We start from the raw sequence: 14563 nt of genomic DNA on the forward strand, positions 1-14563 counted from the left end.
GACGCCGCAACACCTTCAATCATCGCAACGAAAACACCGTGATCGAAACCCAGAGCGTGGCCTGAGTGCCGCGCCATGGGCATAACCTCTTGGCATAAGTAAGGAGAACAGGATGACCATCCGCCCGGGTTTACTTGCCCTCACCCTGCTGCTGACCCTGAGCGGTCAGGCGCAGGCTTACTCCTACGCCGCCGCCGGCAAGGAGCCGCTGATCGACGCCCGCGAAGCGCTGCTGGGCGCCGCCACTGACGGCAAGGATGCCAGCGCCACCTTGAGCGAAATTGCCGAGGAGCTGGCCTATCTGGAACAGCACCACAAGGTGGAATTGCAAGCGCCACTGGCCGCAGCCATCAAGGCCAAAGACGCCGCAGCAACCGCCGCCCTGCTCAATCGCGCCTACAAGGCGGAGATCGAGCGCCGCCTCGAAGGGGCCAGCCAGAATCTTGGCGACTACCAGACCGCCAAGGTGTTGGTGGTCAAGAGCAAGCGCTTCCTCGACTTGATCCTCCCATCACTCAGCGAAGGGGATCGCAAGGCGGCCGAACAGGCGCTGGCCAGGGTGCTGGATGCCATCGGCAACCCTGGGGTGTTCGGGGTGGGCGCCAAGCCCGCCGACGCCGTTGCCTTTAGCGATGCAGAAAAAGCTCTGATGGCCGTGCTGGCACCGCTTTGATGGCCTCTCATCGATGACGACAGCCCCCCTCATCCCCAGCCCTTCTCCCGCACGGGGAGAAGGGGGGCGTCGCCACGCTCGATTATGCTTCGCCAATCGACTCGACTTGCTTGCCCTGCTGCAACTGGCCTGGCTTGGCTGGCTGCTGACCTTCCCGGTAGCACTCGATTCCGACGATGCCCTCAACTTTGCCCACGGGGTGGTGCGCTTCAGCGTGCTGGAGTTCTCCCCCCACTTTCCGGGCTACCCCGCCTTTATCTGGCTGGCGCGGCTGATCAATCTGGCGGTGGACGAGCCGGCCCGCGCGGTGCAGTGGGCCAGCCTCTTGGGGAGCAGCTTGCTGGCGCCGCTCGCCGCCTTCCTCGCGGCCAGATTGTGGCAGCGGCCCAGCCTGCTGGCGCCTGTCTGGCTGCTGGTATTGGCCCTGCCGCTCACCCCGACCCTGGCGCTCTCCGGCCTGTCCGACGGGCCTGCGCTGGCCGCCTGGCTGGGCGCGCTCCTGGCTTTGCAACAGCGCAAGATAGCGCTGGCGGGTCTGCTGTTGGGCCTCATGCTGGCGCTGCGCCCCTCCTACTTCGTGCTGGCCCTGCTGCCCCTTTGGCTGGGGATGGCGCAGCAGGGCACGCGCGTCAGGTTTGTGCTCCCCATCGCGCTGGTGGGGCTAGCCTGCCTGCTGTTTGTCTGGCAGGCCGATGGCTGGGCCTATTTTGGCGAGGGGCGGCGCTTTACCGACGGCCACTTTACCCTGTGGGGCAACACGGCGGCGGCCCACGGGGATCGACTGCTGAGCTGGGCGAATACCTTCAACGAGCAGCTCACCCCGCTCTGGCCCCTCTTGATGGGGGCCTTGCTGGTACTGCCACTCTGGCTACGGTCAAAGGATCACAATCCAGCCCCCTCCGTGCTCTGGACGCTCTACTGGCTCGCCCTGCTGCTCTGGACCCTGCTTGGCCAGAATCCGGACAATCCCCGCCATCTCGCGCCCATCACCCTGCTCGGTATCGTGCTGCTGGCAGGCTGGCTGCCACGCCGGGGCGAGCTGACAGCCATGCTGGGAGCCCTGTTGTTGCTGCTCTGCACCCTCACCCCACCGGTGGCACCAGCCATGACCCGGGCCGCCAGACTGGCCGAACAAACGTGCCCGGCGCTGGTGACCCAGTGGGGAGTGAGGCTGCTTAGGGAAACCACAACCCTGCCCGTCACCGACGGCTGGTACCGGGGGGATGCCGCCCTTGCGCTCACCCAGGGGGCCTGCCGTCTCAGCCGCCGCCCCCTGGGGGCAGAGGCGCTACCAGGCCCTTATGACACCCTCTGGTTTGCCCCCCGCTTTCGCGCCGAACCCGGCCTCTGGCTCGCCCTGCCTCGCTAAACCGGGCACTTGCGAGGGCATCGCACGACTCGTCTACACTCACAGCCGGGTCTGTCAGGAACCAGTGCAATGGAAAGAAACACGAGCGGAACCGGGGAGGGGATCCGGGTCGCGCTGGCCCTGTTGCTGGCCTGCGCCCTGCTGATGCTGCCGCTCTGGTGGCAGGGGGGCAGCCAGGGACACGATCTGTTTCATCACCAGCTCTCCGGCCACTACTTTGCCCGCCAGCTCTGGCAGGGGGAACTCTATCCCCGCTGGCTGATGGCCATGAACGGCGGCTTCGGCAGCCCCACCTTCTTCTTCTATCCCCCGCTCCCCTACTACGTCAGCGCCCTCTTTGCCGGGCCCGGTGCCCACCCCCAGCAAGCCATCTACCCTTTGCTTGGCAGCGCCACCCTGGCCCTGCTGCTCTCCGGGGTGTTTGCCTATCTGTGGCTGCGTGCCACCACGCCCCCTGGCCGGGCCCTGGCCGCCAGCCTGCTCTATCTGGCGCTGCCCTATCATGTCGCCATGGATCTCTATGCCCGCTTCGCCCTGGCGGAGTTCTGGGCCTTCGCCTGGGCTCCCCTTATCCTGCTGGGGCAGGATCTCGCCCACCGCGGACGACCTAAGGGGTTGCCCCTGCTGATCCTGGGGCTGGCGCTGCTGGCCTTCTCCCACCTCCCCAGCCTCTTGCTCATGATGGGGCTGGTCACCTTGCGCGCCTTCTGGTTCGCCAGACGCACCCGCACTCTGACACCCTGCTGGCAAGCCCTCGGCGCCCAGGGTGTGGGGCTTTGCATGGCAGCCGCCCTGCTGCTGCCCGCCCTGGCGGATCAGGGGGCCATCTCCATGGAGCTGATGCGCGGCGGCATGTTCGACTACAGGCGCAACTTTCTCGACCGCCTGCCCAGCGCCTGGAAGGACTGGCGTTTTCGCGGTCACCTGGCGTGGCAGAGCATGCTGACCCTGGTCCTGCTGCTCATCGCCTGGGCCGCCGCCCGGGAGCCGCGCCACCCCGAGCTGCTGTGCTGGGGGGCGATCGGCGTCGTCGCCTTCCTGATGATGCTGCCCCCGAGCCAGCCTCTCTGGAGCCTGCTTCCCCCCTTGCAGCGGGTGCAGTTTCCCTGGCGGCTCAACCTGGTGCTCGCCCTTGCCACGGTCGCCGTGGTGGCGCTCGGCACCCAGCCCCATCGTCTCTGGCAGGGGCTCTGGTGGGGAGTATTTCTGCTGACCCTCCTCTCCACCCTGGCCTATGTGCGTCATGCCCCCCTGACCCAGGCCCCCGAACGGGAGGCCATGGCATTCGAGTTCGACAGCAAGCGCAGTGCCCGGGAATACAGGCCAAGGCAGGTGCCGGGGGGCATGTTCGCCCCGACCCTGCTCGCCTGGAAGGAAGAGTTCCAGCCGCCCGTCAGCGCCGAACCGCCAGGCGCGAGCTGGACCCTGACCCGCTGGCAACCCCGCGCCCTGGCGCTGGAGATCAAGGCCCGGGTGCCGACCCGGCTGGTCCTGCACCAATACCATTACCCCGGCTGGGAGGCCCGCCTCGACGGGCACCTGGCGCTGACGGTGAGCGCCAATCGCCAGGGGTTGATGCAACTCTGGGTTCCGGCGGGCCACCACAGCCTCACCCTGACCCTGGCGGCACGCTGGCCGGAGCGCACCGGCAATGCCCTCTCCCTGCTCGGATGGCTTGCCTGGCTCTGGCTGCTCTGGCGCCACACCAGACAAAAGGGCATCGGGCAGGATGCACCTGATCGCGCCCGCCAAAACTGATAGACTCAACACCTGCCTCTTAACCCGGCCCAGCCCACGACTCGGATACCCTATGCCCCAAGCCAGCTCCCTCTCCCCCCGTTTCCTCTTCATCCTGCTCGGTGCCCTGGCGGGCCTGACTCCCCTCGCGGTGGACATGTATCTGCCCGCCATTCCCGCCATCGCCCGGGATCTGGCTACCAGCATCGACGGCGCCCAGCTCACCATCAGCGCCTTCCTGGGGGGCTTTGCCATCGGCCAGCTCTTTTACGGGCCGCTCGCCGACAGCTTCGGCAGAAAGCCGGTGATCCTGGCGGGCCTGACGATGTTTGCCGTGGCCTCCGTGGGCTGCGCCATGGCGGACTCCCTGCCTGAGCTCCTCGCCTGGCGCATGTTGCAGGCCGCAGGGGGCGCCGCGGGTTCCGTGGTGGTCAACGCCCTGCTGCGCGACCTGTTCGAGAAGGATGCGTTTTCCCGCGCCATGTCCTTCGTCATCCTGGTGATGACCCTCGCCCCCCTGGTGGCCCCCGTGGTGGGGGGGTATATCAGCGCTCACAGCGACTGGCGGGTCATCTTCTGGCTGCTGGTGGCCATCAGTCTGCTCATCTGCCTGGTGATGCAGTGGAAGATTGAGGAAACCCTCAAACCCGAGCACAAGCAGCCCCTGCGACTCGGGCAGGTGCTTCGCAACTACTGGGGGGTGCTCTCCCACCGTGGTGCCATGGGCTATGTGCTGTGCGGCGCCCTGTCGAGCTCCGGCATGTTCGCCTTCCTGAGCGCCTCCCCCTATGTCTACATCGAGTATTTCAAGGTGCCGACCGAGCACTATGGCTGGCTCTTTGGTCTCAACATCCTGCTGATGATGGTGGTAACCTTCGCCAACAGCCGGCTGGTGAAAGGGGTGGGTGCCGAGCGCATGCTGCGATACGGCCTGACCGTGCTGCCGCTCGCCGGGGCCCTGCTCATCTACAACGCCTGGAGCCAGACCGGGGGCCTGTGGGGCATCGTCATCCCGGTGGTGCTCTTCGTCGGCCACATCAGCCTGGTGGGGGCCAACGCCATGACCGGCCTGATGGGCCACTTCCCCCAGTCCGCAGGCACCGCCTCGGCGCTGGCGGGCACCCTGCGCTTTGGCCTTGGGGCCCTGGTGGGGGTCCTGGTCAACCTCAATCCCCCCGAGTCGCCGCTCCCCATGGCCATCGCCATCGCCGGTTGCGGCCTGGGGTCGGCCCTCAGTTACTGGCTGCTGAGCGGCAAGCGCGTCCCCTGATGCCCTGCAATGAAAAAGCCCTGTCCATGGACAGGGCTTTTTGCATCGGGGCGCAGGCCTCAGTCATCGGCCTGCAACCCGCTGCGCGCCAGGATCTCGCTCTCCAGCCCATCCAGGCTTAGCTGGTTCTTCTTGCGCCAGTAGGCCTCAATCCCCTCCCGGCCCTGCCGCTCGGACCAGTTGGCAAGATCCTCCCTGTCCCCCTGGTACTCATACAGAGGCACCGACATGCCGCACGACGTCTGGACCCGTTCAATGTCCAGCAGGAAGATCTGGCGAGCCGCGACGCTTGGGGGGAACAGCGCCAGCAACGACGGCCACTGCGGATCAGTGCGGTGCAGCACCCGTGCCTGGCCATAGGCCCGCAGAATAAGCGGCGCCCCCTCGAAGGCGCAGAACATCACCGTCATGCGCGGCTGTTGCAGCACCTGGGCTGCGGACTCGTTGCCGCTGCCGGTCAGGTTGAGCCAGGCCAGGGTGTGGGCATCGAGGACGCGCAGCGAATCCCCGCCCTTGGGGGAGAGATTGACCGATCCCTTCGCGGCTGCCGTACCGACAAAGAAGATCTTCTGCCCCTCGATAAAGGTGACATGGCGCGGCAAAAGCGCCTCGAACAGTTGTCCCATCCTGCCTCTCCATGGTGCCTGGAACCGGGTTGCCTAAAACAGGGCGCTGTTGAGCCACTGGTGCGCCCCTATGCCGACCATATAGCCAAGCAAAATGGCAGGCAACCACTTGAGGTGCCCGACGAAGGTATACATGCCCCTGGCCTGTCCCATCAGGGCCACCCCGGCGGCAGAGCCGACCGAGAGCAGACTGCCCCCCACCCCGGTGGTCAATGTCACCAGCAGCCACTGCCCCGTGCTCATCTGCGGCTCCATGGAGAGCACGGCGAACATCACCGGAATGTTGTCGATCAGGGCGGAGAGCAGGCCGATGGCGACGTTGGCCAGGGTCGGATCGCCGCCGTCGTAGAGGAAATGGGAGGCAAGCGCCAGATACCCCATAAACCCGAGGCCGCCGACGCACATCACCACCCCGTAGAAGAACAGCAGGGTGTCCCACTCCGCCTTGGCAATCTTGTTGAACACATCGAACGGCACCACCGAGCCCAGACGCAGCAGCCTGGCCTCGTCCCCGGTGCGCTCATACAGCGCCCGTGCCCGGGCCAGGGTGACGGGCTGGGTCTTTCGCAGATAGAAACTGAAAAATTGCAGGTAGCCCAGCCCCATCATCATGCCGAGCACGGGGGGCAACCCCAGGAAGTGATGGCAGGCGACGGCGGTCACTATGGTGAGCACAAAGAGCAGCACGATGACAACGGCGCCGCGCCTTGGCACCACCATCTCGCCCGGCATGGCGGGCACCAGACGGGGCACCATCAGGCTCATCAGGGTGGCTGGCACCAGGAAGTTGAGCAGGGCGGGGATGAAGAGCAGCAAGAACTGCTGGAACGGCACCTTGCCCGCCTGCCACACCATCAAGGTGGTGATGTCGCCAAAGGGGCTGAAGGCGCCGCCCGCATTGGCCGCCACGACGATGTTGATGCAGGCCAGGTTGATGAAACGGCGCTCTCCATTGGCCACGTTGAGCACCACTGAACACATCAGCAGCGCCGTGGTGAGGTTGTCCACCACGGGGGAGATGAAAAAGGCGAGAAAACCGGTGAGCCAGAAGAGCGTGCGCAGGCTGAAGCCCGCCTGCACCAGTCGTACCCGCAGCACGGCGAACAGCAGCCTGTCCTCCATGGCGTTTACATAGGTCATGGCCACCAGCAAGAAGAGCATCAGCTCGGCATACTCCAGCAGGTTGTGGCGAAAACCGGCCTGAACCAGCTCGCTGTGCCCCTGCCCCGTATAGACCAGGCCGATGGCTATCCAGATGATGCCGGCGGCCACCAGCACCGGCTTGGATTTTCGCAGCTTCAGGTACTCTTCGGCCATCACCAGGGCATAAGCCAGGGCGAAGATGGCGAGGGCAAAGAGCCCGACCCCGCTGTGGGTCAGATCGAGGGGGCCGTTGCCCGCAGCGGCGGGGGCACTGAGCAGGGCCGCCCCGGGCACGAGGCGAAGGAGTCCAGACATGGCGGCATCTCCTGGCAGGCGTCTGGCATTGAGGCTAGCAGCGCAAAAGGAAGCCGCCTCTTTGTCATCCTGATGAGCGGCCCGCCGCAGGCACTCAGGCAAACATGAGCGAGGCCCGTTGCCGGGCCCCGTCATCATGAGGTCTTCTTGCCAAAACCCGATTGCTTGAGGGTGTAGCCTGCGCTGTTTTGCCAGGCATCCAGCCCGCTTCGGTTGTTGCCCGCCACCAGGCTCGCGGCCAGGCTCGGGCTGTTGAAGAGCTGATCGGCGGTAAAGATGAAGCCCCCTTCGGGGTGGGGAGTGAGCACCCCCTTGCCCAGCAGCTCCTGGCGCAGCTCGATCACCGCCTCGCGCAGGGAGGCCGCATCCTCGCCGTTGGCGGTGGAGCCCGCCTGGACCATGAAACCGGGGTTTTGCCGCTTGCCCACCGGATAACCATGGGCCTCTGCCCCCTTGCCGTTGAAGTGGTAGAGCTCGCGCTCCCCCGGCTTGTTGTCGGAGAGGGCCTTTTGCAGGGTCATCAGCTCGTTGTAGATATCGATGGGGACCACGGCAGCCTGCTTGACGCCCTTGCTGTCGACGATAAAACTGACTTGCTTGTGTAACATCCTTGCTCATCCTGTGACCCATGGAAGGCCCTATTCTAACCACCTCAGGCGAGCGGGATCCAGCGAGGATCCCCATCCCTTTTGCAGGCGCGATCACTAACTGGCATAGTGACGGACATTGTGAAAGCCATTGACCATCAAACGGTTATCCCATGCTTAGCCTGCGCAACCTCAGTAAACGCTTCGCCAACGGCGGCGAGACGCTCCCCCTGTTTGAGGGGCTGGATCTCGCCCTCACCCCGGGGGAAACCTGCCTGCTGCTGGGGCAAAGCGGCTGTGGCAAGTCCACCCTGCTCAACCTCATCGCCGGTCTCATCGCCCCGGACGAGGGGGAGATCTGGCTGGAAGAGACCCGTCTCGACACCCTGCCGACAGACGAGCGGGCCCGCCTGCGTGGCCGCCATTTCGGCATCGTCTATCAGGATTTCAACCTGCTGCCGACCCTGACCGTGGCCGAGAACCTCGCCCTGCCCCTTCAGATAAACAACCTGCCCCAGGACGATGGGCGCCTCGATGCCCTACTCGCGCGCCTTGGCATGAGCCACAAGCGCCACGCATGGCCGGAGCAGCTCTCCGGCGGCCAGCGCCAGCGGGTGGCGCTGGCCCGTGCCCTCATTCATCAGCCCCGTTGGCTGCTCGCCGACGAACCCACCGGGAGCCTTGATGAACACAACGCCGAGCAGGTGATGGCCCTGATGATGAGCGCGGTGCGCGATACCGGCGCCGGTCTCTTGCTGGTGAGCCACAACCCGGGCTATGGCGACCTGGCGGATCGGGTGCTGCGCCTTGAAGGGGGGCAGCTGGTCGAGCTCAAGGGGCGCCGCCATGGCTGACGTCTGCCGGGGGGCCTGCTGATGTTGCCCCTCAAGGCACTGCTGCGCCTTTATCGCGCTCACCCCTGGCTGCTCTTGATGAGCCTGGCCGGGCTCACCCTCGGGGTCACCCTGGTGGTGGCCATCGAGCTCTTGAACCACAGCGCCCGCACCAACTTCGTCGCTGCCCGCAGCCAGCTCGCCGGGGAGGCCAACTACCGCCTGGCCCCCCAGGGTGGCCTGGATGAGCAAGTCTACGTGAGGCTGGTGCGAAGCCAGCCGAACCTTGACGCCATGCCAGAGCTTCACGCCTGGCTCAAGGACGCCCAGGGGCGCAGCTTCCAGTTGCTGGGGATGGATCTCTTCAACCCCGGCCCCCTGCGCCGCCTCTTTGGCGATGCGCCAGACAGCCAACCCGATGTCTCGTTGAATCGCGCCGACAGCGTCTGGCTGGCCGCCCCCGAGGCCAAGCGCCTTGGCTGGCAAACGGGCCAGAGCCGGCGCTTCGTGCTGGGGGACGGTGAAGGGGCGCCGCCCCGCCCGCTGACCCTCACCCTGGCCGGTACCTTCGAGCCCGGCGCCGTGCCCATGGAGCGGCTGCTGGTGACCGACATCGGCCTCGCCCAGCCCCTGCTTGGCAAGGAAGGACGGCTCGATCGCATCGTCTTCAAGCTCAGCGAGCAAGAGGCCAATACCTTGCAAAGAGCCTTGCAGGCGGCCCTGCAATCCTATGCCCCCCATCAGCCCCTCTGGCTTGAGCCCATCAGCCCGGCGCTCGATGCCAGCCAGCTCGGGGATGCGCTGGCGCTGAACCTCACCGCCCTCTCCCTGCTCGCCATGGCGGTGGGATTGTTTTTGGTGTTCAACGCCCAGCGCTTCGTGCAGAGCGTGCGCCGCCCCCTGCTCGCCCAGCTCATCATCCTCGGGATGCCGCCGCGCCGGGTGCTGCGCTGGCTGACCCTGGAGATCCTGATCCTCGCCACCCTCGGCACTCTGCTCGGGCTGCTGCTGGGGAGCCTGCTGGCCCTCGCCCTGATGGGGCAGCTCACCCAGGCGCTGGCCGACCTTTATGGCCCCAACCCCATCGACCTGCTGCGCCTCTCCCCCACCAGCCTTGGCAAGGCGCTGGTGATTGGCCTTTTGGGGATGCTTGCCGCCAACCTGCCTGGCTGGTGGCAACTGCTGCGCCAATCCCCCCTTGCGCTGCGAGAGGGCAACAGCCGCCCGCCGGCTCATCCCTGGCAACGTCGGGGGCTCGCCATCGCCATTCTGCTGCTGTGCGCCCTGTGTCTGTGGCAGCCCTACACTGGCCTTGGCGGCGCCCTCTTCGTGGCCGGGGGCTGGCTGCTCGCCATGGCCCTCCTGCTGCCCGATGCCCTTCGCTCCTTGCTGGGGCGACTGCGTGCACGCGGCCCCCTCACTGCCCGGCTCGGGGTGGCAGAAACCCTCTATCACCTGGATCGCACCGCCATCGCGGTGATGGCGCTGCAACTGGCCATCGCCGCGGCCATTGGCATCGGGGTCATGGTGTCGAGCTTTCGCTCGAGCGTGGAGATCTGGCTCGGCCAGCGCCTGGCCGCCGATCTCTACGTCACCGCTCCCAAGGGGGTGGCGGGTAGCAGGGGCGCCCTCGGCGAGCAGACCCTCAACACCATCCTCGCCTCGCCGGATGTGCGCGCCGCCTCCCGCCGCGCCGTGCTCCCCGCCCGCTGGCAGGGGCAGCCCATCGAGTGGGCGCAGATGGACTTTATTCCCGAGCTCAAAGCCGCCTACCCCTTGCTCGCCGGGCGCTGGCCCGCCGCTCCCGACGAGGTGCTGGCGAGCGAACCGCTGACGGTGCGCCTCGGGGTCAGGGTGGGCCAGCGCCTCGAGGTAACCAGCGAAGGGGGGCCGAGGGCTTTCACCGTCACCGGCGTCTATCAGGATTACGGCAGCGACAAGGGGCAGATACTGCACGCCTTCGAAGGGAGCAAGGTGCAATCCCTTGCCCTCTTCAGCCCGGATCCCGAGCACCTTGGCGACAGGCTCAGGAGCCAGTTTGGCGAGCAGGTGAACCTGTTGCCCGCCCCCGCCATCCACGCCGCCGCCCTCAGGGTGTTCGACCAGACCTTCGTGGTGACCGAACTATTGAAGTTGCTGATCCTGGGGATCGCGTTCGTCGGCATCGGCTCGGCCTTTATGGTGCTGGGGCTGGCCCGGCGCGGCGAGTTGCAGACCCTGCAAAGCCTTGGCCTGAGCCCGCGCCACTGCCGCCGGCTGCTGGTGTGGCAAGGGGCAGGCCTCGGGCTGCTCACGGCGATCCTGGCATTGCCGGTGGGCTATGGCCTTGCCTGGGTGCTGATTGAGGTGGTCAACCCCCGCGCCTTTGGCTGGCGGCTGGCCTTCGAGGCCGCCCCCCTGCACGCCGTCACGGCGCTCCTGCTCGCCCCCGTCTGTGGCGCGCTCGCCTCCTGGTATGCCGCAAGGAGAGTGGTATGAAAGATTGGTTGGCGCACTGGCTCAGCCATGGCTTGACGTTCCCATTGACCAGATCTCTGTCACCGCCCCTGATTCAGCGCAGAGAAGCGCACAGAGCTGCCGCGAACCATCCCCTCTCCCTTCGGGAGAGGACCAGGGTGAGGGGAATCTTGTCCTCTTGGCTTGCAGCCCTCTTGATCCCGCTTGTTGCCATAAGCGGCCATGCGCAGGCCAGCGATCTGGGGAGCATCCTGGGTGGCGGTAGCGATCACTTCAAAAAGGCCCTGCCGGGTCAGTCCATCAACCTGCCCGCCGATCACGGTGCCCACCCCGACTACCGCTCCGAGTGGTGGTATCTCACTGGCAACCTCAAAGACGAGCAAGGGCGCGGCTACGGCATGCAGTGGACCCTGTTTCGCCAAGGCATTGAGCAGAGGATCACCTCGGAGAACCCCTGGCTCACCCCCCAGATCTGGCTTGCCCAGTTCGCCATCACGGATGTGAGCAAAGGCAGCCACCAGCAGGACGAGCGCACCAGCCGCCAGGGGCCTGGGCTCGCCGGTGCCAACGGTGGTCAGTATTGGCTGAAAGAGTGGCGGCTTGCCTCTCAAGGGGAAGCGCTTTTTCCCGCCACCCTCAAGGTGCAGAGCAAGGCGGGGGATCTTGATGTGAAGGTGAGTGCCGCCAAGCCAGCGGTGCTGCAAGGCAAACAGGGCTACAGCGAGAAGAGCCCGGGCAACGCCTCCTTCTACTACTCCTACCCCCGCCTGACCATCAGCGGCACCCTGACCCTGGATGGCGAGACCCGTAACGTCAGCGGTGAGGGCTGGTTTGATCACGAGTGGAGCAGCTCGGTATTGGCCCAGTGGCAATCGGGCTGGGACTGGTTTTCGCTGCAATTTGACGATGGCCGCGAGCTGATGCTGTTTCGCCTGCGCACCAAATCAGGACGTACTGAGCCAGAAAACCGCTACGGCATCCTGATTGAACGGGACGGCAGCAGCCGGGTGCTGAACCCTGCGCAGATCCGCCTCACCCCCGGCAAGACCTGGCGCGGCCCCAAGGGGCAAGCCTACCCCATCGAGTGGCAGCTGGAAGCCGCCGAGTTGAACCTGACGATCCGTGCCCGCCAAGCCAATCAGGCCATGACGGGACGCTTTGACTACTGGGAGGGGGCGGTATCCGTCTCGGGGGATGCCAAGGGCGTCGGTTATCTGGAGATGACGGGGTATTGAGTGTAATTTGCCTATTCATGATTTTTACTATCGCGGATAGTAAACCCTATTCTGTATAACAAGAAAATCACCTGAGGCTGCGAGCTTTCCCATCTTTTTGGAAGGTCAACATTGAAGGTACTGTTATGACCATCACATTATTGTTGTTGAACTCTCTTTTTATTTAATTTAACCTAAGCATCGGCTTATGGGCAGATTATTAGCTCGCGCTTCGCGAGCAGTGAAAAAATTGTCCACTTGGATTGCCCTATTGTAGTGTGTCGATGTGCACACTGAGCGTATAGTGCGTAAGAGTGCCCATAAGCCTCCTCATACACGGGTATATATATGTCAAAACTCCAGTCATTGAAGTCTATATCCTCCAAGCCAGAATTAGCTAAATTGTTAGGTGTTGATGCTGCATTCTTAACTAGAACCTTATACATTATAAGGCCTGAAAACCAATATCATCAATTTAGCATAGATAAAAAATCTGGCGGTAAGAGAGTGATTAACGCTCCATCTGAAGAATTGAAAAGCCTACAAAGGAACTTGTCCAATTTACTCTTGGATTGCATCGATGAAATTAACAAAATAAAATATCCAACATCCCAGCTAGCCGCACCAAAAGTCAGAGAGAATGGTGATATTGACTACGCAGCAGAAGTTTTGAAAATTAAAATCCCCTCTTCAAAATCTAAACAACCTTCTTTATCACATGGCTTTTCAAGAAATCGCTCTATTATTACCAATGCAATGATGCACATAGGAAAGAAAAACATTCTAAACATTGATATAGAGAACTTTTTTGATAGCTTTAATTTTGGTAGGATTCGAGGCTTCTTTATAAAAAACAATGATTTCAAACTGGACCAGCATATTGCAACAGTAATAGCACAAATAGCTTGCCATGATAATAAGCTTCCCCAAGGAAGCCCCTGTTCACCTGTTATATCAAACCTAATATGCCACAGTTTAGATATTAATTTAGCTTCTTTAGCAAAAAAATATAAATGCACCTACACAAGATATGCCGATGATATAACTTTTTCCACTAGAAAATCTGAATTCCCCAAGAAAATAGCAGAGCAAGATGAGAATGGCTACATTTTAGGCAAAGAGCTATTGTATGAAATAAAGCGCTCTGGATTTTCTATTAATAATGGTAAAACCAGGATCCAATATAAGAATTCTCGACAAGATGTAACAGGGCTTGTCGTTAACAAAAAACCTAATACAAAAAATGAATATTGGCGGTTAGCAAGAGCTAAATGCAACACTCTATTTAAAACTGGCACATTCACTTCCATTGAAGATGGTGTATCCGTTATAGGTAATCTAGATGAATTAGAGGGTCAACTAAATTTCATTGACCACGTAGACCATTATAATCGCTTAAGACAAAAAGCACCATTATCACCAGAATATAGTTTGAAGACCATAGGTAAAAGCACAAGCATTTTACTTTCCGGAAGAGAAAAAACATTCAGCCAATTTCTATACTATAGATTATTTTACGGCAATGAGAAACCAACTGTTTTATGTGAGGGTAAAACTGACAACATTTATTTAAAGTCAGCTATAAGTGAACTCATGGTACATTATCCATCTTTAGCTATAAGGACTGACGGTAAATATGAATTATTGATACGTTTTGTCGAATATACTAAAAGAACTAGATTTTTATTGGAGCTTTTTGGTGGCACAGACTATCTAAAAGGATTCATTGAAAACTTCCATAAAAATACGGCTCCGTATAAAAATTTAAAGCCCAAAAACCCTGTAATTATTTTCCTAGATAATGATACTGGACCAGGTAATATAGTCAAATTATTGCAGGAGAATAAATTTCAAAAAATGATCACATTAATCCCTTCACATTTGGATAAGAAGAATGACATACGAAAGTCAGAATTTATACATGTTATGGATAATCTATATGTAATATTTACACCTTTAGGAACTTCTGGTGAGGAAACAGATATAGAGTACTTCTTCGATGATAAAACAAGGCTGATGAAACATTCAAATGGAAAATTTTTTAATACTGTTGAAAAAAGAGATACAAAAAATGACCTTAGCAAAGATGCTTTTGCCACTCACATTGTAAAGGAGAAAAAGAAAAGCATTGATTTCACTGGATTAAAAGTGCTTCTAGACCCTATTGTAAAAGTAATTGAACACTATAAAAGCATTAAGTGATAAGGAACGCCAGCGTGCTGGCTGAGCCGCGAATTCAACTCCGAAGTGCAACACCCGCCAAATCAAGCAACCTGTCGTAGTTCATCAAACACGATCTGCGGTTGCCTGAAATCCAAACATTTGCGCGGTCTAAGGTT

General features: G+C 61.1%; 11 protein-coding genes. 8 read left to right on the top strand and 3 right to left on the bottom strand.

Annotation, left to right across the window (positions count from 1 at the left end):
• Positions 1 to 112 precede the first annotated feature (112 nt).
• From PG883_RS11775 to PG883_RS11790, 4 genes are all read left to right on the top strand, one after another.
• Positions 113 to 673 (top strand): hypothetical protein, encoded by a 561-nt coding sequence (locus PG883_RS11775; protein WP_270807227.1) that lies wholly within the window; start codon positions 113 to 115, stop codon positions 671 to 673.
• A gap of 106 nt (positions 674 to 779) precedes the next feature.
• Positions 780 to 2042, top strand: a complete 1263-nt coding sequence (locus tag PG883_RS11780; RefSeq protein ID WP_270807232.1) for a hypothetical protein — start codon at positions 780 to 782, stop codon at positions 2040 to 2042.
• Positions 2043 to 2111: 69 nt separating this feature from the next.
• On the top strand, positions 2112 to 3800 hold the full coding sequence (locus PG883_RS11785) for a 6-pyruvoyl-tetrahydropterin synthase-related protein (RefSeq protein WP_270807228.1): 1689 nt from the start codon (positions 2112 to 2114) through the stop codon (positions 3798 to 3800).
• Between the two features lie 52 nt (positions 3801 to 3852).
• The gene (locus tag PG883_RS11790; protein WP_010674385.1) at positions 3853 to 5049 is read left to right on the top strand and encodes a Bcr/CflA family multidrug efflux MFS transporter; all 1197 of its coding nucleotides are present in this window, start codon (positions 3853 to 3855) and stop codon (positions 5047 to 5049) included.
• Positions 5050 to 5108: 59 nt separating this feature from the next.
• Here the strand turns inward: PG883_RS11790 and PG883_RS11795 are convergent, their stop codons facing one another.
• The 3 genes from PG883_RS11795 to PG883_RS11805 all read right to left on the bottom strand — a co-directional run bounded on the left by PG883_RS11795 (position 5109) and on the right by PG883_RS11805 (position 7741).
• Positions 5109 to 5675, bottom strand: coding sequence for a pyridoxamine 5'-phosphate oxidase family protein (locus PG883_RS11795; RefSeq protein WP_010674384.1), 567 nt, complete (start codon positions 5673 to 5675; stop codon positions 5109 to 5111).
• 33 nt (positions 5676 to 5708) lie between these two features.
• Positions 5709 to 7133, bottom strand: coding sequence for a sodium:proton antiporter NhaD (gene nhaD, locus PG883_RS11800; RefSeq protein ID WP_270807229.1), 1425 nt, complete (start codon positions 7131 to 7133; stop codon positions 5709 to 5711).
• Between the two features lie 134 nt (positions 7134 to 7267).
• On the bottom strand, positions 7268 to 7741 hold the full coding sequence (locus tag PG883_RS11805) for a DUF4357 domain-containing protein (RefSeq protein ID WP_048207442.1): 474 nt from the start codon (positions 7739 to 7741) through the stop codon (positions 7268 to 7270).
• A 152-nt stretch (positions 7742 to 7893) separates the two neighbouring features.
• Between PG883_RS11805 and PG883_RS11810 the strand changes: the two genes are divergently transcribed.
• The 4 genes from PG883_RS11810 to PG883_RS11825 all read left to right on the top strand — a co-directional run bounded on the left by PG883_RS11810 (position 7894) and on the right by PG883_RS11825 (position 14426).
• Positions 7894 to 8574, top strand: coding sequence for an ABC transporter ATP-binding protein (locus PG883_RS11810; protein ID WP_010674380.1), 681 nt, complete (start codon positions 7894 to 7896; stop codon positions 8572 to 8574).
• 21 nt (positions 8575 to 8595) lie between these two features.
• On the top strand, positions 8596 to 11031 hold the full coding sequence (locus PG883_RS11815; protein ID WP_270807230.1) for an FtsX-like permease family protein: 2436 nt from the start codon (positions 8596 to 8598) through the stop codon (positions 11029 to 11031).
• 173 nt (positions 11032 to 11204) lie between these two features.
• On the top strand, positions 11205 to 12245 hold the full coding sequence (locus PG883_RS11820) for a lipocalin-like domain-containing protein (RefSeq protein ID WP_270807233.1): 1041 nt from the start codon (positions 11205 to 11207) through the stop codon (positions 12243 to 12245).
• A 327-nt stretch (positions 12246 to 12572) separates the two neighbouring features.
• Positions 12573 to 14426 (top strand): retron Ec67 family RNA-directed DNA polymerase/endonuclease, encoded by a 1854-nt coding sequence (locus PG883_RS11825; RefSeq protein WP_270807231.1) that lies wholly within the window; start codon positions 12573 to 12575, stop codon positions 14424 to 14426.
• Positions 14427 to 14563 lie beyond the last annotated feature (137 nt).

Source organism: Aeromonas sp. QDB25 (genome assembly GCF_027707725.1).
GTDB classification, from domain to species: Bacteria; Pseudomonadota; Gammaproteobacteria; order Enterobacterales; family Aeromonadaceae; genus Aeromonas; species Aeromonas caviae.